This is a genomic window from Serratia sp. HNCC26DJ244 (genome assembly GCF_057180565.1).
The window spans coordinates 1-22,970 of record NZ_JBXUGO010000021.1; the positions used below are offsets into that span (position 1 = coordinate 1).

Genomic DNA, 22,970 nt, shown 5'->3' on the forward strand with positions numbered 1-22,970 from the left:
GGTCTGTAGCAGCCGGCCGTGATGTGCCGTAGCGTAGTGAGGGGAGTCGCGTAGCGACCGCCTGAGTTGGCAAAGGCGCGGGTTATCAGGGGCCACGCCTTTGGCCCCTGATTCGGTCGCAGGCGCAATCAGTTCATAGTATGGAAAACATAAGACGACCGAAATTTGTCACAAAAATACAATATATTGAATTTTATACCTTAAATTTATCTCAATACAGAATGTTGACAGAAAATATATGGGGATCCCTCAGGGCGGGGGTGATATCGTCAACGTGAAGCATTGCGCCAGCCTGGATCGGTAGCAAACCACTCCACCAGAAAATCCAGCATGGCACGCAATGTTGCCGGCATGTGGCGGCGAGAGGTATAGATACCATAAATCCCCATCATTTGGGGGGAATACCCCGGTAGCAAGGCCACCAGTTCCCCTTTATCCAACCAAGGAGCTACCGATTGATAGGGTTGTAACGCAATCCCTATGCCCTGCAGACAACCGGCTAACAAAACCAAGGGTTCATTGGCACTAAGATTACCACTGACAGCAACGGATGATTTAGCCCCCTGATCATCAAAATGCCACAGACTTTTACCAAAATAGGAATAGGTCAGGCAATTATGTAACGTCAGATCCTGTGGATGAAACGGAGTACCATGAGCAGCAAGATAAGCGGGCGATGCACAGACTACCGAAGCACAAGTGGAGAGTGGTCGGGCTATCAGGTTAGGATCCAAATCATTAGTAATACGCAATGCCAAATCAATCCGCTCTTCCACCAGATTGATCACTCGGTTGTTAATTTGCATATCCACCGTAACCAGAGGATGACGTTGTAGAAACTGTGCAATGGCTCCCACCAAAGCCGTTTGCCCCAGGAATTGTGAACAACTCAAGCGTAACAAACCGCGTAGCTCGTCTCCCTGTGTTTCTGCTTGCTGGTCAATATCCTCCACGACCCGCAGCATTTGGCGACAACGTTCCAATGTGCGTTCACCCGCATCTGTCAGGTTGAGCTTCCGCGTTGTTCGGTGCAACAAACGTGTTCCCGCCCACTGTTCCATCTGTGCCAGATAACGCGTCACCATCGCTCGTGACATTTCCAACCTTTCCGCTGCAGCAATCATGCTGCCACATTCAACAATGGTGACAAAAACCTGTGCAGCGGTAATGCGATCCATGATTCGCTCGATTTATGCAATTAATAATTGCCCATTCTCCGGTTTTTCTATCGATTCATGCAACATATCATTTCTCACTAATCACTACAGGAGATCTATCTATGTTTAAAAAATCATTACTTCCCCTGGTTCTTGGGGGCCTCGCCACAATCAGTTCATTTGCCAATGCGACGGCACCCTTGACGATGGAAGTCTACAATCCCGGTGAAAAAAGTATTTTCCCGGTTTCGTCCGAGATCATCAGCGGTCCACATGAAGTAGCGCTGATTGATGCTCAATTCCAACGTAATGACGCACAGGAATTGGTAAAAAAAATCAATGCCACCGGGAAAAAGCTAACCACGATCTACATCAGCCATTCAGATCCTGACTTCTATTTTGGGCTGGATGTACTCAAAACCGCCTTTCCCCAAGCAAAAATTATCGCTTCACCAGAGACAGTTAAAAATATAACCGCCAATCAGGCTGGTAAAGTCGCCTATTGGGGCCCCATTTTGAAAGAGAATGCGCCGCAAGAGATCGTCATTCCACAACCGCTACAAGGCAACAGCTTTACTATCGATGGCCAGCTAGTGGAGGTAAAAGGACTAGACGGCCCAACGACAGATCGCACCTATGTGTGGATCCCGTCATTAAAAGCGGTGGTAGGCGGTGTACCTGTTGCTGGTGACAATATCCATCCCTGGGTTGCTGATAATCAGAGCGTAGAATCCCGTGCTCATTGGCAAAAAACGTTAGCAAATATCGAGGCATTACAACCCGAACGCGTAGTTCCTGGGCATTTCTTGCCTGGTGCGCCGCAAACTCTAGCCTCAGTGACATTTACCCAACATTACTTGGCAACATTGGAACGTGAATTACCAAAAGCTCACAATGCCACTGAACTGATTGCCGCCATGACACGGCATTATCCTGATCTAAAAGGCGTTTCCAGCCTGGAGTTGAGCGCCAAAGTGTTGAAAGGCGAAATGAAGTGGCCGTAATAAAACTTATCCACTAACGCCTGTGTTAGTCGGGAAAAAACCGATACACAGGCTTAGAGCCAGTTTTGCTGTAAACAACACTGGCAACTGTTCCAGTCTCTGATTCGTACCTTGCCCTGACACCCAATTGACTTAAATAGGGATGTCAGAGGCAACCAGAGCACACTATTCCCCACTACTTTCCCCGTTATCACCACATTATCAGCAAAGAAATCTCTCACCTGGCGCAAGTTGTGTTGTAATCTTACCGCTTCAAATAGTGAGTACCGTTAAAACTGCTTATCCATGGCCGGTTGCTGGTCTGCAACCCTAACGGCCACGCTAAATAGCAACAGACATCCCGGAATACCATGAACACGACAATTTCACAGAAACATGCCGTTTGGCAGTTAATTAAACCGTTTTGGGTCTCAGAAGAGAGCCCGCGCGCTTGGGCAATGCTGATAGCCATTATTGCGCTCACTCTGGGGCTGGTTTATATCAGCGTGCTGTTCAACCAGTGGAATCAGGTATTTTATGATGCGTTACAGAATAAAGACTATGAGGTATTCAAGGCCCAGTTGTGGCGCTTTACCTATTTAGCGCTGATCTTTATCTCGCTGGCGGTCTACAAAATTTACCTGACTCAAGGGCTGCAGATGCGTTGGCGGCGCTGGATGACCGAAAAATTTATGGGCAAATGGCTGGCACATCGCGCCTACTATCATACCGAGCAGCAGCAACTGATTGATAACCCAGACCAACGTATTGCAGACGATCTCAATGTGTTAACGCAATACACGCTCTCTTTATCACTCGGCTTGCTCTCCAGTGTAGTGACGCTCTGTTCATTCATTACCATTCTTTGGAATATCAGCGGTCCGATGACTTTTGTTATTTCACAACATAGCTTCACTCTGCCTGGCTATATGGTGTGGTTTGCCTTTTTATATGCCGCACTGGGTTCATTATTGATCTGGCGGGTGGGTAAACCCTTGGTCATGCTGGGTTTCAATCAGGAACGCTATGAAGCTAACTTCCGCTTTGGCTTGATCCGTATCCGTGAAAATAATGATGCCATTGCCTTGTATCATGGTGAACCCCGTGAAGAGCAGCAATTAAGCCGTGGTTTTGAAGCCATCCGCAGTAACTGGTGGTCGATCATGCGCATCACCCGGCGGCTCAATATCGCCAGCAATTTTTATGGGCAATTTGCCATTATCTTTCCTCTCTTGGTGGCCGCCCCACGCTATTTTTCCGGTGCTATCCAGATGGGGGGGTTGATGCAGATTTCCTCTGCTTTTGGTCATGTTCAGGGAGCGCTGTCGTGGTTTATTGATGCTTTTAACAATCTGGCTACCTGGAAAGCCTGTGTTAACCGTCTAGCCGGTTTTAATGCGGCAGTGGATAAGGTACATCATCAACCCCGTGGCATCACGCTACAGTCAGAACATGAGCACCCCCTGGCATTACGCGACCTCGGCATGACGTTACCTGATGGGCAGCCGCTGTTAAACCCAACCAATATGACGATCAAGCGCGGTGAACGGCTACTGATTGTTGGCCCCTCTGGCAGTGGTAAATCCACCTTGCTGCGTGCCGTAGCTGGCATCTGGCCCTATGGCTCTGGTGAGATTGGCCGGGATAAATCCCTAACCTCGCTGTTCTTGCCACAACGCAGCTATATCCCCATCGGTACACTGCGTGAGGCATTGAGCTATCCGCATCCGGATAAAGAATATAGCGATCAACAATTGTTGAAAGTGCTGGAAAACTGCCGCCTGACGCATCTGCAACGCTGGCTGGATACCAGTGCTAACTGGAGCCAGCGCTTATCACCGGGCGAGCAGCAACGGCTGGCATTTGCTCGCGCAATCCTGACTCGTCCGGATGTGCTGTTCCTGGATGAGGCAACCAGCGCACTGGATGATGAAACCGAACAGTTGATGTATTGCCTGCTGGTGGATGAACTGCCTGATGTTACCTTGATCAGCGTGGCACACCGCATCAGTGTGGCGAAATATCATCAAACCTGCTGGCGCTTTAGCCGTGACGAAAGCGGCATAGCCAAGGTGGCACTGAGCCCATTGCCGTCATAAGGCTTTTCCTGTTGCCCCCAAGCCGATACAAGTGATTGTTAAAACTCAACTTGAATCGGCTTGGGTTCCCCCTCTTTTAGTTGTTCCCCCCCCAAAAAAAGCCAGCAATCCACTTGCTAACCTCATTTTAAGTAAAGCTAGCCATTTGATTACTTTACAAAAATAAAGAAAGGCACATTAAAAGAAGTGATCTGGATCACGATTAAGATTTTTCTCAACACGTATCATCCGGCCCTGCTATTAACGACCCATTAATATCGGCCATCCGGTCATGGCGAGTGGCTTTTTCTACCAACAGCATGATGTCTCAACCTGATGAAGATAATTTCCCCGATGTTGTTGTAAACAAACTAAACTTGAAATTATTATCAATAAAAGACCACAGTTCGGTCGATCAAACCACTGGAGTAACCGGTATTCTGGAATATCTTTTAACCCACTGATTATCATTTGTTTTGGCTTTGCTACATGTTTGACCCGTTGCCTGTTGCCCCTCTGGGCTGATGACTCGGGTTATTGAGCCCCCGATAGCCTGGGGCCAGGGCCGGAGCAGGCCCAGACGAGCGATAAACCGAGAGGCAGGGAGCCAACGGATGAATTCATCGCCCCCTTAAAATCTGATCCGAAGAGATTGCATCGTGAATATAAAACTTGTTGCCGTTCTACTTTCTACACTCTTTCTCTCTGCCTGTAACAGAGAGGTACCGGAGGAAAACGACAGTGTGCGCCCGGTTAGCATTTTTGAGGTGAGTAACGGTGCGCAACAAGGGGTACGGATCTTTCCTGCCAGAATTATCGCTGGTGACCGTACTGAGCTCTCTTTTAAACGCGCAGGGCAACTGGAGCAAGTGTTAGTCAGAGAGGGCGAACGAGTCAGCCAAGGGCAATTAATTGCTGAACTCGACAATACTGACGCAAAGCTGCGGTTGCAGGACCGCCAAGCCACGTTCAATCTGGCACAGGCGCAATTCAACCGTTATGCAACCTTAAGCACCCGTAATGTCATCGCCCGGGCAGAGCTTGATGTACAACGTGCCGAACGTGATTCCGCGCAAGCAGCCTTAAAACTGGCCCGGGAAGAAGTGGCAGATATGCAAATCCGCGCCCCTTTTGCCGGGGTAATCGCCATGGTCAATGCCCGAAATTATCAGGTTATTCCCGCTGGCCAAACAATAGCCTCCCTCAATTCACTTGACTCACTGGATGTGGTGTTCAGCGTCCCAGAAAATCTGTTTATCCTGATTGATGGAAACAACGCTAAATATCAGCCAATTGTTCAATTCAACAATTTGCCGGGCCGGGAATTTGCTGCGAGTTATAAAGAACATACCACCAATACCACCTCAGGTTCATTAACCTACCAAATGACACTCACTATGCCACGGCCGCAAGACTTGCCAATGCTGTCGGGGATGAGCGGCAGCGTGCGCATTAATCTTGGTAATTTGCCCGGTGTGGCGCAGACCAGCAGCGTAATTATCCCGGTCGAGGCGGTCTTTAACCCAGATAATAGTGAAAAGAATCAACCCCATGTATGGGTAATTAAAGAACAGGACGGCAAGTTATCCCTTGAGTCGCGCCAAGTGCAAACTGGGCAGTTAACCGCCACTGGTATCCAGATTGTAAGCGGCCTGGCTGATGGTGAACGGATCGTCGCAACCGGTACCCGTGAACTGAATGAAAATCAGCAAGTCCGTGCCTGGGTCCGTGAGCGAGGTCTGTAATGAAACTGACAGAGAGCTTTATCAACAACAGTACCCGCATTTGGCTGGCAATCGTGCTATTAGGGATTGGTGGCTTAATTGCCTTTCTCAATATTGGTCGGCTGGAAGATCCGGCATTTACCATAAAAACGGCGGTGGTGGTCACTCGCTATGACGGCGCATCAGCCCAGCAGGTTGAAGAAGAAGTCACGCTACCGCTAGAAAATGCCATTCAACAATTGCCTTATGTTGATAATGTCACCTCAATCTCGAGCGTCGGCTTGTCACAGATTACCGTCAATATCCGCGCTGAATATGGTTCAGCAGAGTTGCCGCAAATCTGGGATACGCTACGCCGTCGCGTGGGTGATGCCGCCCGAGTGCTGCCACCGGGTTCCAGCGCGCCGTTCGTCAACGATGACTTTGGTGACGTTTATGGCTTCTTCTTCTCGCTGTATGGTGACGGTTATAGCAATCAGGAATTGCGTAACTTTGCCGACCTGCTACGCCGTGAGTTGGTTGTGGTGCCTGGTGTGGGCAAAGTGGCGATTGTCGGTGTCACACCCGAAGAAGTACAAATTGAGATTTCCCGTGCCCAGATGACCGCGGCCAATATTATCCCGCAACGGCTTTACGACTTGCTCAGCCGGCAAAACGTGGTCTCTAATGCCGGGGATCTGCTAGTGGGCAGTGAGTCGATCAGGCTGCATCCTACTGGTGAGTTTAATAATATTCAGGAATTGGGCAACCTGCTGATCAGTGAGCCCGGTAGCCCACGTAGCGTTTATTTACGTGATATCGCCACCATTAAGCAAGGCGTGACACGCACCCCGGATAATATCTATCGCGCTAATGGACGCCCGGCGTTATCCATTGGGGTCTCTTTTGTCCCCAACGTTAACGTGATTGTCGTGGGTAAGGCGCTCAAAGCTCGTTTAGCCGAGTTGGAAGCTGAGCGCCCTGCGGGGATGGATATCAGCGTTTTCTATGATCAAGCCCAGGAAGTGGAACTGGCAGTCAACGGCTTTATTATGAATTTCTTGTTAGCCGTCCTGATTGTCGTCGGTACCCTGTTGATTTTTATGGGGGGGCGCAGCGGCATGGTGATCGCCGCCTCACTGGCACTTAATGTGCTGGGTACCTTGCTGATCATGAAACTGTTGAATATTGAACTACAGCGGATTTCACTCGGTGCCTTGGTGATCTCCCTGAGTATGCTGGTAGATAACGCCATTGTGATCGTCGAGGGCATTCTGATTGGGCGGCAAATGGGGCAAAGTACCCTGGCAGCCACCAGCAATGTGATAAAACGCACCATGTTCCCACTGTTAGGGGGAACCATCATAGCCATTCTGGCATTTGCCCCCATTGGGTTATCGAATGATGCCACCGGGGAATACTGTAAATCCCTGTTCCAGGTTCTGCTGATTTCACTGATGTTGAGCTGGATTACCGCATTAACCTTAACGCCAGTGTTTACCAAATGGGCGTTTGAAAAACAAAAAGTAGTGGAACCCAACCCGGACGAACCGCCTAAAAACCCTTATGATGGCAAGGTATTCCGCATTTATCGCAGCATACTGGCTAAACTGCTCGCGCAACGTGCGATTACCCTCTCGGTGTTGGCTGCTTTGTTGGTGGCCTCGGTGATTGGTTTTGGTAGCGTTCGCCAAAGCTTCTTCCCACCCTCCAATACCCCGATATTTTTCGTAGATATGTGGCTACCCTATGGGACCGATATTGCCTATACCGAGAAAATTGCCGCCGAGATTGAGCAGCATATCAAGGTACAAGAGGGTGTTAGCGATACCATGGTCACCATTGGTCAAGGTGCCATGCGCTTTATGCTCACCTATAATGCCCAACGGCAATATTCCAACTATGCGCAAGTGATGGTGCGCGCCAAAAACCTTAACCAGATCCCGGCCATGGCTGAGCAGATAGAAGGCTATATACGCCGTAATTTCCCGCAGGTGAATGTCCAGGCCAAACGTATTATGTTCGGGCCCTCTAATGACAGCTCGATTGAGGCACGCTTTATTGGCCCGGATCCTAACGTGCTGCGTTCACTGGCCACCAAAGCGAAAGATATCATCAATTCCGACCCGAATTCGGACGGCTTGATGCACGATTGGCAAGAGCGTAGCAAAGTTATTCGTCCACAAGTCTCGGATTATCTTGCCCGTGAGTTAGGAGTGGATAAACGTGAAGTCGATAATGCATTGCGTATGAGTTTTGGTGGGATTGCGGTCGGTTTGTACCGCGACGGTACCCGCTTAATGCCGATTATCTTAAGAACCCCAGAGTCAGAGCGGATGAATGCTGAACGGCTCAATGATGTGATGATCTGGAGCCAAGCACGGCAAGCCTTTATTCCTATTGATAACGTGGTTAATGGATTTGTTACCGAGTGGGAAGATCCATTGATCATGCGCCGGGATCGTAAACGCACCTTGACCGTACAGGCCGACCCCAGCTCACAAAGTGGTGAAACGTCCTCCGAACTGTTACAGCGCATCAAGCCGCAAATTGATGCGATGCCCTTGCCACAGGGTTACGAGCTGCAATGGGGCGGTGACTATGAAAGTACCAACAAAGCCCAGGCCGGGCTGTTTACCAGCCTGCCGATCGCCTTTGTGGTGATGTTTATTATCACTGTATTGATGTTCAGTTCAGTGAAAAATGCCTTGGCGATTTGGTTAACCGTGCCGCTCGCACTGATTGGCGTCACGCTCGGTTTCCTGTTAACCGGTATTCCCTTTGGCTTTATGGCATTGATTGGCCTGTTGAGTTTGAGCGGCATGTTGATTCGTAACGGTATTGTGCTGGTGGAGGAAATTAACCTGCAACGGGAACACAAGCCAATGCAGGAGGCGATCATTGACTCAGCCACATCGCGCTTGCGCCCGATTATGCTGACTGCATTCACCACGGTACTGGGTTTAGCACCTTTGCTGAGTGATGCCTTCTTCCAGAGTATGGCGGTAGTCATTATGTTCGGCTTGGGGTTCGCAACTGTGCTGACACTGCTGGTATTACCGGTTATTTACAGTTGCCTGCCTTCCAAAAATCGCTATTCAGAAGCCTCGGTAGAGAGTTAAGCGAGATGGTTCAACGAGATGGTTCAACGAGATAGTTAACAGGCTGTCTGCTCTAAATAGTAAAGCCCTCTTTAGTCATTAAAGAGGGCTTTTGTTATGACCTGTTGAATTTTATAGACTGTTAGAAGTTATATTTAGCCCCCAACATAAAGGCGGTATCACTGTAACCGTGATTACCTACTTGCTGATTAATATTACCCCACAGATTAACACGTTGATTCACCTGGCTTTCTAAACCCACTTTCAGCTCAGCAATATTAGCGGCACCATGCTGTTTAACTGAAATGTTATCCAGTTTGGTACCAAAATCTTTGGTGTTATGCACCCAGTTAGCTTCAACAAAGGGTTCAAACACCGGGGCTTTATTCTTGTCCTGGCCACTGTGAGTGCGCAACGACGTTCTCACGCCTAATCGCGTTTGAATATTACCGTCACCTTCACCAGAGACATTCGTACCATTAGATTCTTTATGGTCATCGGCTTTCACTCCCATCCAAACCAGTTGTGCCTTAGGTTGGATAAAGTACACCACGCTTTTCGCGGCATTTTCACCAAATTTAAAGGCATAACCACTTTCAACCGATGCAGTGAAACCCTTGGATTTATACTCTTCTGTTGCTAAATCCAGGCCATCAACACTGTTATTGAACCAGCTATATTGCAACCAACTATCTACATATAAACCAGATTTATCCGCTTCATTGGCATACCAGGTACCATATACCCCGGTGCTGTAACCACTCACTGACGCCCGAGCGGTGTAGCCTGTCACGCGTGATTCTGTACGGCTCTTGCTATTGGCATAACCGGCCATCAAACCCAGGTGCAAACTGTCAGTACCATTATAACTCCACTGCGCGATATCGCCCCCCAGTTGCAGCACATAACGGTTAGCCTGGGTACGCAGTTGCCCATAAGTATCACGAGAACGGTTATGGGCACCTTCGTTACGCAACCACATACTGGTGACTTTATGCTCACCTGTCACAGCATCAACATATTGCGTTTCACCCATCCGGTCATGTAAACGGGTAACAAACATATTATTGGCTGCCGCCAGGTTATTGGTGTAGCCACTAACTTCTGGACGATAAACCGGCTTCACTTCACGTTTATCCGGGGTAGGATCCGCTGGATCTACTGGGTCCACTGGGTCCGCTGGATCTACTGGGTCTACTGGATTTACTGGGTCCACTGGGTCTACTGGGTCCACTGGGTCTACTGGGTCTACTGGGTCCACTGGGTCCACTGGGTCTACTGGGTCCACTGGGTCCACTGGGTCCACTGGGTCCACTGGGTCCACTGGGTCCACTGGGTCCACTGGGTCTACTGGGTCTACTGGGTCTACTGGGTCTACTGGGTCTACTGGGTCTACTGGGTCTACTGGACTATAGTCTGACACCAGATACCAGGTATTATTTGTGCTATTCGGACGCACAAAGTAGTCAAATGAACCCGCTACAATACGTTTGCTGTTGCTAAACGTTGCGCTGGAAGCACCCTCGACTTTAATAATTTCAATCCCTTGAGCGGTTAACGCACCTGTACCACCAATGTTATTGATAGCGACATCGGTATTACCACTGGCATCCCCTTTGATAATAAGCTTATCTGCAGGTGAACTATCATCACCCAGCACCGAATTCATCACTAACAGGCCATTATTACTGGTGTAATTACCGGCAATAGTCACCGTTTTACTGGTAAAGTCGGCAGGATCATTCATGTCGGCTGGTGCTACAAAACTGACAGTAGAATTATTTAAAGCCAAGTTTGATACTACTGAATCCCCGGTAACATTCCATATGCTATTGGCACCTGAAATATCCAAATTCACGGTAGCCGCATTACTGGCACTATTAACGGTACCATCAGCTTTATACTGGTTCGAATTCACGATGCCGGTAATATTGCTGCCATCAGTCATCACCAGGTCAACAAGCGCTTTTTTATCCGCAACAATATCGCCATTAACGGTATAAATACCTGAAACCTGTTGATTTTGCTCACTATCGAATGAAGCCACTTTTGAATTTTGGCCTGAGGCATAAATGGCTTTACTGCCATTTTGTACTGTCACAATCACATCAGAAAGCAAATCAATCACACCACCATAAGCGGTGGTGCTACCCAAAAAACCTTGAGCTACATTAGCAAAAATACCATTGGCACCTTGCCCAGATGTTTTCACATCAACATTATTTAAGCGAATATATCCGTGACCATTGGCATAAATAGCATGGGCAGTATTCCCCGTGGTAGTCACTTTGCTATCACCCTGTAAATCTATTTTAGCGGTATCATTGCCCCCATATATTGAATCGATCCCCGCGTAAACACCATAACCACCATTAGCACTACCACTTCCCTGGGTATCAACAATTGTATTACCTTTAACAATAATGGTATTCATACCCATTTTGTTGTAGGCCACATTAGCACGTAGCCCCATACCATTAACGGTGCTAACCACAGCATCTCCATTAACGGTAACAATAGAACCAGTGGATTCTCTGCCTATATTGACACCATCAGCACTTGAGCCCGTGGTGGTTATGGTCAAATTATTGGTTGTTATTTTACTTGCGCCATTTTTGGTAATAATGCCGTCAGAATCTACACCGGATGTAGCAATAATTAAATTATTAAAATTATAGGTACTGCTATTACCATAGATACCCCAACCTTGCAGTGGTGAGGTACCCGCTTTAGTTGTGGTGGTGATATTAACTGTGTCATAAGCAGAAAGCCCTAAGCCTCCGTGCAGACCAGAGTTATAGTAATAAACGACTTCTGAACAGCTTAATAATTTTTTCCCATCGGCGTCAGTGGTATTAGTACAGTTATCAGCTGCATAGGCCATACTAAATGGTAAAATTAAAAATACCAAACCGCTATTTTCTTTCTTTAAAAAACGCATTAAAGCCTCTTCTACTGTTACTTAGGTTAATTTTAAGTTAAAAAAATAAAAATTAACCACCCTGGTTAAAAAAATATACACACCAATAACATTCAATAAAAAAGACGTAGTCAAGCTGACAAATACCCAGAAGTATATAGACCATAATCAGGCTATAAGAGTAAACCTACCAACATACTACGATTTGACGTTTGGCACGTGTAAACACATTAATTATTTAATTACCAAGGTACTTGGTATGGCAGTAAATCTGGCATAGAGTGAATGATAAATCTCAAGAAATGATTTAATCAACACTTAGATAGTACGAAAAACTCACCTTAATAACTTATCACTACTGATTTCTTTCAGTAAGTTTGAGTCATTCGAACGAGCGAATACTGTTGACGCTCCTGCGACTGCAAGTACGACTGGTAAATATTCTCAATAAATAAATCTATCGAAGAATTGTACGCAGATAGTTATACCAATTTATGGTTAAAAAACCAACGGCCACAGCTGACTTTCGGACTATTCCTAGACGATCATACTCAAAACGAGCAAGCATCATGACTGCAAGATGACTTTTCGAACAACCTGTTTTCAAACGATCTGTTTTCAAACGATCTGTTTTCAAACAACCTGGGTAGGCTGATTGAGAGCCGCAACAGCGAAGGTACCCATTGCCCCGCCCTGCCCTAAACAAACAACTCAAAGCTAGCCCCGCACATTTCAAGCAGATCTGTTACAAAAATCCCATTTTTCAATTTTAAAATGAAAATTTCATATAAAAATATTGTGAAATAAAATTTCCACTGCTAGGGTATGTTTGAAATTGACAAGAGCTCATGTTTTCGACGCAAGGCACTGATGAACGCGGAAAATGTCCATTCGTCATGATGTCAAAAACCCATGAAAACATCACAAATATTCCCATTTAGAGGAGAGTTCCCGATGTATAACATTGCTTTGTTTGGTGCGGGTCGAGTTGGACAAGTTCATGCAGTCAATATCGCTGAACATAAAGAAACCTCCCTTTATTCTGTCATTGATCCTTATGGCGACGGGGCGCAAAAACTGGCCGATAAATATGGTGCTAAGATTCAAACCATCGAAGAAGCCTTAGCCGACCCCAAGGTGCAGGGGGTGTTAATCGCCTCGGCTACCGATACCCATGCTGAATTGATTGAACTTTCTGCTCGCGCAGGAAAAGCCATTTTCTGTGAAAAACCGGTTCACCTGGATATTGAACGCGTACGCGCCTGTTTAGCGATAGTCAAAGAACACCAGGTGCCGCTATTTGTCGGGTTTAACCGCCGTTATGACCCACAGTTTCGCAAAATTCGTGAACAGCTCAGTGCTGGTGTGATTGGTAAAGCAGAATCCCTGTTGATTACTTCACGTGATCCCTCCCCACCGCCTGCACAATACGTCAAAGTATCCGGTGGTATGTTCCGCGATATGACTATCCATGATTTTGATATGGCTCGCTTTATCATCGGGGAAGAGCCGGTCTCTATTTATGCTCAAGGCAGCAATTTAGTCGACCCAGAGATTGGTCAAGCGGGAGATATTGACACCGCATTTATCGTGATGAAATTCCCTTCCGGGGCGATGGCCACCATCTCCAATAGCCGTCGCTCTGGTTATGGCTATGATCAACGGATTGAATTGCATGGTGAAAAAGGCTTACTACGCGCAAACAACATCCATGAAGATGCCGTAGAAGTTTGGGGTGACCAAGGCTGTGTAGCGGCTAAACCTGAGCATTTCTTCTTACAGCGTTATGAAAAGGCCTATCGTGCAGAGTGGCAACATTTTGTCGATATCCTCTCTGGCCGCGCTCAACCCGAATGCAGTGGTTACGATGGCGAGCAAGCATTACTCCTTGCTGATAAGGCATTAGCGTCTCTCAATTCAGGCTGTGAAATCAAACTATAAGCCCTCATTAATTCACTCAGAAATAGAGATCCTGCTCATTATCGCTCAGCATGAATAAAACCGTGCTGAGCATAATTCAAGCTTTTGGAGAAGCCATGCTCGCTTTTATCTCATTTATCGGCTTTACGTTATTTGTTGCCGGATTCGCTTATTATAAAACCCGCAATTCTCATCTCACAGATTCAACAGAAGGTTATTTTTTAGGTGGTCGGTCATTAACTGGCGTCTATATCGGTGGCTCCATGCTGCTGATGAATCTCTCCACTGAACACCTGGTTGGGCTTAATGGCTTATCATTTCGCACCGGTTTCATTGTGATGGCATGGGAAGTGATGGCGGCGATGACCATTGTGCTCTTTGCTATCTTTTTCTTACCTCGCTATTTGAAATTGGGTATTTCTACCATTCCTGGCTATCTGGAAAAGCGCTTTGATAAACAGACGCTGACCATCACCTCAATTCTCTTTTTAGCCATGTATGTCATCTCACTCTTGCCTATTGTGCTGTATACCGGCGCGATTGCTCTGGAAAGCCTGTTCCAGGTTTCCAATGTGTTTCATGTAGAAAAAGAGACTGCATTGTGGCTGATGGTCTGGGGTGTCGGTGGGATCGGCGCGATTTATGCCGTGTTTGGCGGGATAAAAGCCATTGCCGTTGCTGATACCATTAATGGTGTGGGGTTAATTACTGGCGGGTTGATGGTGACCTGCTTTGCCCTGGCTTATGTCGGTAATGGCGACATCTGGGGGGGATTAGTGGAAGTTTATCAAGCTCATCCGGAAAAATTCAACTCAATAGGCGCTGAAGATTCTATGGTGCCATTTTCGACCTTGTTCACCGGGTTGATTGTCTCCAATATGTTTTTTTGGTGTACCAATCAGTCGATTGTGCAAAAAGCACTGGGGGCTAAAAACCTGGCTGAAGGGCAAAAAGGGGTCCTGCTTTGTGCCTTTTTTAAACTGATGATCCCCAGTATTATCATTTTACCCGGCATTATTGCGTTCCATGTCTTTAATGGGCAGATGGATAACCCTGACCATGCCTATCCCAGCTTGGTTCAATTAGTGTTACCGGAAATGCTGGTGGGCTTTTTCGCTGCGGTGGTGGTTGGCGCAGTGTTCTCTACCTTTAGCGGTGGTTTAAACTCTTCGGTTACCCTGTTTACCGTCAATATTTTCCAAAAAACGCTCAAACCTAATGCTACGGAGGCGCAAACCGTGACCTTGGGCAAATGGCTGGGATTAAGTTTGGCGCTTATTTCAATGATTGTCGCCCCTTTAGTGGCCAATGCACCTGATGGGCTGTTCTATTTGATTCAGCAACTGCAAGGGCTGTTTAATGCACCGATTCTCAGTGTTGTTCTCGTTGGGCTATTAACCAAGCACGTTCCAGCCATTGCGGCAAAATTGGGGCTGCTATTCGGCGTTTCAGCTTACATCCTGTTTAACTTTGTCTTTAAAATCGATATCCACTTCTTCCATTTAGTGGGCTTGCTGTTTGTGGCAAACGTGGCCTTTATGCTGACTGTAGGTCATTTCTATCCACAAAAAGCCCATGAAGATGTTTATACCGAACAAGTTGATATTACGCCTTGGTCAATGACACCCGCTGTCGCTGTACTGATTGTCCTGTCTTCGGTGTCTATGTATGTCTTCCTGGCTCATAATGTTCCTAGCTGGATCATGGTTGGCTACTACCTATTGGCGACCGTTTCTCTTGGCTTCGTGTTCTGGACCATTTTCCGCGAGTTGATGCGCAGCCCGCGCGCCAAGATGATCAAAATGCAGAAAGAAGCTGAATAATGATGCGTTTTCGCCTCGCTTAACACGGCAGTCAAACCCGCTATTCCGCTCAATTTTTAAAAAGGTTGAGCGATTTTTATTGATAGACGCAGCCAACAACCAAGCAACCCGAAGAATAAAGAGTATTTTTAATGGAAAGCACGCTGTTACCCAACATTGTCAGCTACCTCTCCTCTATCGATCCCTTTGATCGCTTAGAGAAACAGGAACAAAATGCCCTGGCGGCGGCGATTGATATTCTCTATTTAAAACAAGGCAAGCGCCTGGCGGATGAGCAAATCGTCGGGCAGGGTTTGTATATTGTACGCACCGGGGCTGTGGAGCAATATCATACTGATGGGACACTACGCGCCCGCTTAGCCGATGGGGATCTGTTTGGCTTCAGCCAGTTATATCGCTCAGGTGAATGTGATTACTCATTAGTCGCGTTAGAAAATGCCTTGTTGTACCGCATTCCCAAGCAAGTCCTGCTGAAATTGATGCAGGATAACCCAGCAGTCAGGCATCACTTCTCTTCCAAAGAATCCGTCCGTTTGGCGCATTCGAGCGTGAAATGGGCCGGGGAGGAGATGTTATACCTGAAAAAGGTCAAAGAGGTGATGAACCGTAGTGTCGCCAACGTACATCCTCACACTTCAGTGCAAGAAGCTGCCCAGATTATGGTCGATAAGCATCGTTCCAGTGCGATGGTGATGGATGGAGATAAATTGGTGGGCGTGGTGACTGACCGCGATATGACCAAACGTGTGATTGCCAAAGGGTTAGCACTGCATGCTCCGGTAAGCCAAATCATGACCCAGCACCCGCAAACCATTCAGTCAGATGCCTTGTTGCTTACCGCAATGGAAATGATGATGCTGCACAATGTGCGCAGCCTACCGGTGATGGAGGGGGAGCAGATCGCTGGCGTATTAACCGCCACCAGCTTGACGGAAAAAAGCCAGGTTCACGCGGTATTTCTGATTAGCCGTATTTATCGGCAGGAGTCTTTGAGCGAATTGGTGAGCATGGTTCCGCAACGACAAGCGGTATTTGATGCCTTGCTTTCAGTCAATGCCTCTCCGGCGATTATTCAACAAATGATGACGCTGATTGCTGACGCATTTAACAAGCGGCTATTGCAACTCGCAGAGCGAGAGTTAGGCCCGGCGCCAATGGACTACGCCTGGTTTGTTGCCGGCTCGCAAGCCCGTCAGGAAATGCACCTTAATTCTGACCAAGACAATGGCATTATTTTGGCCAGAGAAGCCAACGGTGAAGAGCAAGCCTACTTTCAACAATTGGCGCAGTGGGTCTGTCATGGGCTGGATGCTTGTGGCTATGCACTTTGCCCCGGGGAGATGATGGCGAGCAATGCCCGCTGGTGTGTTTCTTTGGATCAATGGCAAAGAAACTTCAGGCAATGGGTGGTGCTGCCTGAGCCTCAAGCATTACTCGATATCAGTGTTTTTCTGGATATACGCTTTCTCTACGGGGCGCAGGGGTTGGTGGATAAACTTCACCAAACCTTGATCACCTGTGTACGGGGCAACCAGCGTTTTCTCTCTATTATGGTGGCTAACTCTTTGCGCGTCAGCCCGCCACTGGGCATGTTTCGCCAGTTTGTGTTAACCAAAGATGGCGATAATCGGCAAGTATTGAACATTAAACAGCAAGCGGTCAGTTTGGTGGTCGAATTAGCCCGAATTTATGCCTTAACCGCATGCAGTTTGGTGCCTGAAACCAGTAAACGGCTGGAGTTTGCTGCAGAGCAGGGTGTGATAAGTCATGCCAGCCAGCAAGAATTACAAGCCGCGTTGAATTTTATCAATCAAGTGCGTTTGCATCACCAAGGTGAACAGGTAAAACGGGGAAAAAGTTTGAACAATCAAATAGCACCTGGTGAGTTTACTGCGTTTGAACGTAATCACCTTAAGGACGCGTTTCGCATCATTGCACGTTATCAAGAGGCAGCAAAACAACGATACCAGGCGGGGGGGCGCTTACGGTGAAAGTAAATTGGTTTCGTCGCCAACATCCGCTGCAAAACGGTGATCAATTACGCTGTCATGCACTGGCAAAATCCCCCATTCCCGCCCATTGTCTTGAGCTATTCCAAAAAAGCTACCCAGCCCCCAACAGCCCGCTATCTGAGCTCAAATGTGTGGTATTGGACTTTGAAACATCGGGGCTTGACCCCAAGCAGGATGAGATTCTCTCTGTGGGAATGGTTGATATTCATTATCCGGTGATGTCTCTGGCTAGCGCTCAGCACTATTATGTTCACTCAGAGCAAGTCATCCATTCAAAAACAGCGGTGATTAACCACATTGTGCCTGAAACGCTGATCGGGGGAATTTCACGCCATCAGTTAATTGAACGCTTAGTGGTCAGTTTAAGTGGCAAAGTGGTGATCGCCCATGGGGCCGAAATTGAGAAGCATTTTTTGCGTCACTTATTGCAATTAGACGATACCCTGCCGTTACCGCTGATCTTCTTAGATACTCTGCGCCTGGAGCGCTCATTGATGAAATATCGCGGCGTAATGTATCCCGATTTACGGCTGACTCATGTTCGCCAACAAAAAGGATTACCGCCGTATCTTGCTCACAATGCGTTCGCCGATGTGGTGGCCACCGGTGAGCTGTTTCTAGCTCTGGTTGAGGAAATCTGTGCAGATAAGCCACCTCTTTTGGGGCCATTGGTGTTACGTTCATTATGATGACAATGTCGGCGAATGAACTGGCTTGAGCCCAACCGTTAAAACGGCGTTGCTAACCAATTGTATTTTTTGTTTTATTTTTATAAAAAACAGAAAATAATTTTTACTATAGTTTCATTTCGCATAAACTTACCCCTAAGGTAATTAACGGAGTGTTGGAGTACTGGAATGTTAACAGCAACAACCTTAAGTGAATTGGAAGACCAAATTCGCAATCGCTACGATGAATTAAGCAAAAGATTACAACAAGTTGCAGCCTATGTATTAGATAATAAAAACAGTGTTGCTTTTGAAACAGTGTCAGCGATTGCCGAACAGGCCAGTGTTCCCCCTTCTACACTGATCCGTTTTGCCAATGCTTTTGGCTATAGCGGGTTCAACGAAATGAAACAACTATTTCGTAGTAACCTGCTAGAAGAGACCTCCAGTTACACCGACCGCGTTCGTCTGCTGAAAGAAATGTCTGGGGATACCGCGCCCCCTGAACGCCCGGCGGATATTCTGCAAGAGTTTGCACGAGCCAATAGCAATGCCATGCATCAGTTGGCGGCTCAAACGCCTGTCGAGCATTTAGATGAAGCGGTCGACACGCTGGCCAATGCCAAAAACATCTACGTGGTGGGTTTAGGTCGCTCTTTTCCGGTGGCTTCTTATCTGGTGTATGCATTACGGCATTTAAGCAAGCGAGCCTTTCTGATTGATGGGCTTGGCGGCATGTTTAAAGAGCAGATGAGCACCATTGAAGATCATGATGTTTTAATTGTGATTAGCTTTTCACCCTATGCGAAAGAGACCACCGCCATTAGCGAGTCGTTAGTGGGTTCAGCCATTAAGCAAATTATTATTACCGATAGCCAAATTAGCCCATTAGCTTCATCAAGCGATATTTGCTTTGTGGTTAAAGAAGCCAAGGTGGATGCCTTTCGCTCTCAGGCGGCGTCATTGTGCTTAGCACAAACCCTGGCGGTTTCGCTGGCGTTTCATAATGCCCCGAGCAAAGCCTAAATAGGTGTTCATAATACAGCTCCACTTTAGGTCGGTGGGAATGGCCAGGAACGCCGACACGCCGTGAACCCATATATGGGGGCTCGTATCGCGTATCCCTGCGCTCCATGGTCGGCTAACCTACCCCACTCCCACCTATAGCGCTATTTAGGGCTAACAGCGTTTTCCATAAACAATGCCAGTGATCATCACTGGCATTGTTAATAATGGATTAGTTTAACTGTGCTTGGCTTGATACTCCGGGCCATTGACCCAAACATGGTCTGGTTCCCAAGTAAAACACCATTTGCGTGAAGGGCCCGCCATCACATTTAAGTAATAGTTGTCGTACCCCGCAATCGTCGCCACCGGGTGATAACCTTTTGGTGCTTTCACCACATCTTTGTTATACACCGCCATACACTGATCCAAAGAGCGATCATCGGTATAAATGCGTTGTAGACAGAAACCTTGCTCAGGATTAAGCCGATGGTAGTAGGTTTCTTCCAGGTAGGTTTCATGCGGTTCGTTAGCTTGGTCGTGCTTATGGCTGGGGTAAGAACTGGTACAACCCTCATCAGTAAAGACTTCCACCACCAGTAAGCTATCCGCAGGCAGATTATCGGGCAAGATATTATGCACATAACGCCGATTATTCCCGTGCCCTCTCGCTTCGGCCTGAATGTCTTGCGGGGTAATTAGCCGGGTGGCGTAGGTTCCTTTGCCAGGTGCCTGACACACCGCCAACTCGAGGGAAGTTAATGCTACAACTTCACAGCTTTCCTGAGCGGACACATAAACCGCATAGGGTTTTTTACGCTCAAAAGGGGACATGCGCTCGCCAATATTTTCGAAGTGGGCTGTTTCTGTTTTAACCGAGGCTTTACCCGCCACCAAGACTAAACAGAGCTCATTGGCGGATGCTGGCAGAGTGAGTTTTTGACCGGGTTTGAGTTCATAAACCTCAAAGCCGACATACTGCCAACCCGCATTCTCAGGGGTGATTTTTTGGGTGCAACCCGCATCATCAGGTGCTTGATACTTTGACAGCAGTGTCGACATACTCTGTTCCTTAATGGGGCCGGCCCCCATTTTGCCAGTTCATTTATACCCATCGCCAATCAAACTGCAGCGGTGTTGGCTGCGCTCTGCCCACCAGCAAATGCTTTGCGGTGATTGGGATGAGCCCAAGTTTTCAATATCTCAATATTATGAAATAAACATTTCAAAATCAATGCTCAATTACTAGAAAATAGTGCGTTGCACGGCTGGATAACGGATTAATCTTGAGAATTATACCGCGATCACAAAAGCCCAATTTATTTCAATAATAAATTGAAATGAAATTTATATTTCATATAGTGCATTCAGATGATAACTATACCCAAGTTCAATGAAGTTGCAGGTAGGCGGCAAGCGAGCGAGTCCCTGGGAGCATAGATAACTATGTGACTAGGGCGATGGAGTGCAGCCAACACCGCTGCAGCGTCATCGGTGACGGGTATAGATTGCAGCAGGCGATGAGTGCAAATACGCCACAACGCCAATGTTTCTCTACGCGAATTGGGAGATGATCCGCTGATGAATACCATAAGAATGACCACGGCACAGGCGTTGGTAAAATTTATGAACCAACAATATGTCGAGTTCGATGGTCAACAACACAAATTCATTCATGGTGTGCTGACCATTTTTGGTCATGGCAATGTGGTTGGGCTTGGACAAGCACTGGAACAAGATGCAGGCGACCTGATGGTGCACCAAGGCTGTAACGAACAAGGTATGGCCCATATCGCCATGGGGTTTGCCAAACAGCATAAACGTAAGAAAATCTATGCGGTAACCTCATCGGTTGGGCCAGGGGCAGCCAATATGATCACCGCAGCGGCAACCGCAACCGCGAACCGAATTCCGGTGCTGTTTTTACCCGGTGATATCTTTGCCTGCCGCCAACCGGACCCGGTTCTGCAGCAAGTGGAGCAATATCATGATGCCTCTATCAGCACCAATGACTGCTTTAAACCGGTTTCTCGCTATTGGGATCGCATCTATCGCCCAGAGCAGTTGATGTCCGCCATGCTCAATGCCATGCGAGTATTGACTGACCCGGCTGATACCGGTGCGGTGACTATCTGCCTGCCGCAAGATGTTCAGGGGGAAGCTTATGACTTCCCAGCCTATTTTTTCCAGAAACGGGTTCATCGTATTGATCGCCGCCCCGCCACGGAAGCGATGATTGATGATGCCATCCGATTAATCCGCAGTAAGAAAAAACCGCTGTTGATCTGTGGCGGCGGGGTTCGCTATTCCGAAGCCCATGAGGCTTTCCGTCAATTTGCAGAAACCTTCCATATTCCTTTTGGTGAAACGCAAGCGGGCAAAAGCGCCATTGTTTACGATCACCCACTTAACTTGGGTGGCATTGGCACCACCGGCTGCCTGGCGGCCAATCTGATAGCGAAAGAAGCCGATTTAGTGATTGGCGTCGGCACTCGCTTTACCGATTTCACCACCGCGTCAAAATCGCTATTCCAGAATCCTAATGTGGACTTTTTAACCATTAATGTTTCCGAGTTTGATGCCAGTAAACTGGATGCCACATCGGTGGTTGCCGATGCTAAATCTGCGCTGATGGCCATATCCCACAAGTTAAGCGCGGCGGGATATCTCAGTGATTATCATGGTGAAATCCAACAGGCAAAACAGGCTTGGCGAGAAGAGGTCACACGCCTGTTTAGCACTCAGATAAACTCCAATTACCAACCCGAAGTGGCAGGACATTTCGATGATGCACTGCGTGAGTATCGTGACGCCCTCAACACAGAATTGACGCAAACCCGGGTCTTGGGCTTGTTGGACCAACATTTGGAAGATAATGCCATTGTGGTGGGTGCTGCGGGGTCGCTGCCGGGGGATTTACAACGGCTATGGCAACCTAAAGTCGCGGATACCTACCATATGGAATACGGCTTTTCCTGCATGGGGTATGAAATCGGTGCCGCCATTGGCGCTAAAATCGCCTGTCCTGATCAGCCGGTTTACAGCTTGTTGGGTGATGGCTCTTATATGATGCTGCATTCTGAATTACAGACCTCCATTCAGGAAGGGCTGAAGATCAATGTGATTCTGTTTGATAACGCGGCCTTCGGTTGCATTAACAATTTACAGATGAGCCAAGGCATGGGCAGTTTTGGCACTGAAAACCGCTTTCGCGATCCACAGACCAACAAACTGACCGGGCCATTAGTCCCGGTGGATTTTGCGATGAATGCGCAAAGTTATGGATGCCGAGCCTATCGGGTCTATAACGAAGAGCAACTGATCCATGCGCTGGCGGATGCCAAACAGCAGACCGTATCGACACTGATTGATATTAAAGTGTTGCCAAAAACCATGACCCACGGCTATGAAGCCTGGTGGCGCTGCGGTACGGCGCAAGTGGCCGATAAGCCGGAAATTGAACAAGCTGCCGATGAAATTAAACAGGCGCTAGCCAAGGCTCGTCAGTATTAAATCCCCCTTCAGTTCAAGTGACTTGAACCAGGGTGTCCCCTTCTCTCTCCCACCACCTTCCGTGGTGGGTTTGTTTCTTGCTATGCC

The 22,970-nt window shown here is 47.6% G+C and carries 13 protein-coding genes; 10 read left to right on the forward strand and 3 right to left on the reverse strand.

Annotated elements, in window-relative coordinates; all coding sequences use genetic code 11:
- Nucleotides 1–269 precede the first annotated feature (269 nt).
- Entirely contained in the window at nt 270–1,178 is a 909-nt protein-coding gene (locus tag AC2A06_RS15245) for a LysR family transcriptional regulator (protein WP_484380831.1), read from the reverse strand.
- A 101-nt stretch (nt 1,179–1,279) separates the two neighbouring features.
- Between AC2A06_RS15245 and AC2A06_RS15250 the strand changes: the two genes are divergently transcribed.
- The 4 genes from AC2A06_RS15250 to AC2A06_RS15265 all read left to right on the forward strand — a co-directional run bounded on the left by AC2A06_RS15250 (nt 1,280) and on the right by AC2A06_RS15265 (nt 9,043).
- Nucleotides 1,280–2,161 (forward strand): MBL fold metallo-hydrolase, encoded by an 882-nt coding sequence (locus AC2A06_RS15250; protein ID WP_023489637.1) that lies wholly within the window; start codon nt 1,280–1,282, stop codon nt 2,159–2,161.
- Nucleotides 2,162–2,511: 350 nt separating this feature from the next.
- A complete protein-coding gene (locus AC2A06_RS15255) occupies nt 2,512–4,239 on the forward strand; it encodes an ABC transporter ATP-binding protein/permease (RefSeq protein WP_484380832.1) in 1,728 nt (575 codons plus the stop codon).
- A gap of 638 nt (nt 4,240–4,877) precedes the next feature.
- Nucleotides 4,878–5,963 (forward strand): efflux RND transporter periplasmic adaptor subunit, encoded by a 1,086-nt coding sequence (locus AC2A06_RS15260; RefSeq protein WP_484380833.1) that lies wholly within the window; start codon nt 4,878–4,880, stop codon nt 5,961–5,963.
- Complete coding sequence (locus tag AC2A06_RS15265) at nt 5,963–9,043, forward strand: efflux RND transporter permease subunit (protein WP_484380834.1); 3,081 nt, start codon at nt 5,963–5,965, stop codon at nt 9,041–9,043. Before AC2A06_RS15260 ends, AC2A06_RS15265 begins: the two co-directional genes overlap by 1 nt.
- A 121-nt stretch (nt 9,044–9,164) precedes the next feature.
- On the opposite strand, the gene AC2A06_RS15270 is transcribed toward AC2A06_RS15265, so the two are convergent.
- Complete coding sequence (locus AC2A06_RS15270; protein ID WP_484380835.1) at nt 9,165–11,963, reverse strand: autotransporter outer membrane beta-barrel domain-containing protein; 2,799 nt, start codon at nt 11,961–11,963, stop codon at nt 9,165–9,167.
- Nucleotides 11,964–12,896: 933 nt separating this feature from the next.
- On the opposite strand from AC2A06_RS15270, the gene iolG reads away from it, so the two are divergent.
- The 5 genes from iolG (at nt 12,897) to AC2A06_RS15295 (ending at nt 19,391) form a co-directional block, all read left to right on the forward strand.
- Nucleotides 12,897–13,883 carry an inositol 2-dehydrogenase gene (gene iolG, locus AC2A06_RS15275; protein WP_484380836.1) on the forward strand — a complete coding sequence of 329 codons (987 nt, stop codon included), beginning with the start codon at nt 12,897–12,899 and terminating at the stop codon, nt 13,881–13,883.
- A gap of 95 nt (nt 13,884–13,978) precedes the next feature.
- Nucleotides 13,979–15,685, forward strand: a complete 1,707-nt coding sequence (locus AC2A06_RS15280; RefSeq protein ID WP_484380837.1) for a solute:sodium symporter family transporter — start codon at nt 13,979–13,981, stop codon at nt 15,683–15,685.
- A gap of 131 nt (nt 15,686–15,816) precedes the next feature.
- A complete protein-coding gene (locus AC2A06_RS15285; RefSeq protein ID WP_484380838.1) occupies nt 15,817–17,676 on the forward strand; it encodes a DUF294 nucleotidyltransferase-like domain-containing protein in 1,860 nt (619 codons plus the stop codon).
- Nucleotides 17,673–18,386, forward strand: a complete 714-nt coding sequence (locus AC2A06_RS15290) for a 3'-5' exonuclease (protein ID WP_484380839.1) — start codon at nt 17,673–17,675, stop codon at nt 18,384–18,386. The genes AC2A06_RS15285 and AC2A06_RS15290 overlap by 4 nt, the downstream gene beginning before the upstream one ends.
- 168 nt (nt 18,387–18,554) lie before the next feature.
- Nucleotides 18,555–19,391, forward strand: a complete 837-nt coding sequence (locus tag AC2A06_RS15295) for a MurR/RpiR family transcriptional regulator (RefSeq protein WP_023489809.1) — start codon at nt 18,555–18,557, stop codon at nt 19,389–19,391.
- 216 nt (nt 19,392–19,607) lie between these two features.
- Here the strand turns inward: AC2A06_RS15295 and iolB are convergent, their stop codons facing one another.
- Nucleotides 19,608–20,432 carry a 5-deoxy-glucuronate isomerase gene (gene iolB / locus AC2A06_RS15300; protein WP_473197028.1) on the reverse strand — a complete coding sequence of 275 codons (825 nt, stop codon included), beginning with the start codon at nt 20,430–20,432 and terminating at the stop codon, nt 19,608–19,610.
- Between the two features lie 519 nt (nt 20,433–20,951).
- Between iolB and iolD the strand changes: the two genes are divergently transcribed.
- Nucleotides 20,952–22,883, forward strand: coding sequence for a 3D-(3,5/4)-trihydroxycyclohexane-1,2-dione acylhydrolase (decyclizing) (gene iolD / locus AC2A06_RS15305; protein WP_484380840.1), 1,932 nt, complete (start codon nt 20,952–20,954; stop codon nt 22,881–22,883).
- The last annotated feature ends 87 nt before the right edge of the window (nt 22,884–22,970 follow it).

Coding starts and splice junctions, on each gene's coding strand:
- AC2A06_RS15255 (WP_484380832.1), top strand. CDS start 2,512: ATGAACACGACAATTTCACAGAAACATGCCGTTTGGCAGTTAATTAAA.
- iolG (WP_484380836.1), top strand. CDS start 12,897: ATGTATAACATTGCTTTGTTTGGTGCGGGTCGAGTTGGACAAGTTCAT.
- AC2A06_RS15295 (WP_023489809.1), top strand. CDS start 18,555: ATGTTAACAGCAACAACCTTAAGTGAATTGGAAGACCAAATTCGCAAT.
- AC2A06_RS15280 (WP_484380837.1), top strand. CDS start 13,979: ATGCTCGCTTTTATCTCATTTATCGGCTTTACGTTATTTGTTGCCGGA.
- AC2A06_RS15285 (WP_484380838.1), top strand. CDS start 15,817: ATGGAAAGCACGCTGTTACCCAACATTGTCAGCTACCTCTCCTCTATC.
- AC2A06_RS15270 (WP_484380835.1), bottom strand. CDS start 11,963: ATGCGTTTTTTAAAGAAAGAAAATAGCGGTTTGGTATTTTTAATTTTA.
- AC2A06_RS15250 (WP_023489637.1), top strand. CDS start 1,280: ATGTTTAAAAAATCATTACTTCCCCTGGTTCTTGGGGGCCTCGCCACA.
- AC2A06_RS15265 (WP_484380834.1), top strand. CDS start 5,963: ATGAAACTGACAGAGAGCTTTATCAACAACAGTACCCGCATTTGGCTG.
- iolD (WP_484380840.1), top strand. CDS start 20,952: ATGAATACCATAAGAATGACCACGGCACAGGCGTTGGTAAAATTTATG.
- AC2A06_RS15245 (WP_484380831.1), bottom strand. CDS start 1,178: ATGGATCGCATTACCGCTGCACAGGTTTTTGTCACCATTGTTGAATGT.
- iolB (WP_473197028.1), bottom strand. CDS start 20,432: ATGTCGACACTGCTGTCAAAGTATCAAGCACCTGATGATGCGGGTTGC.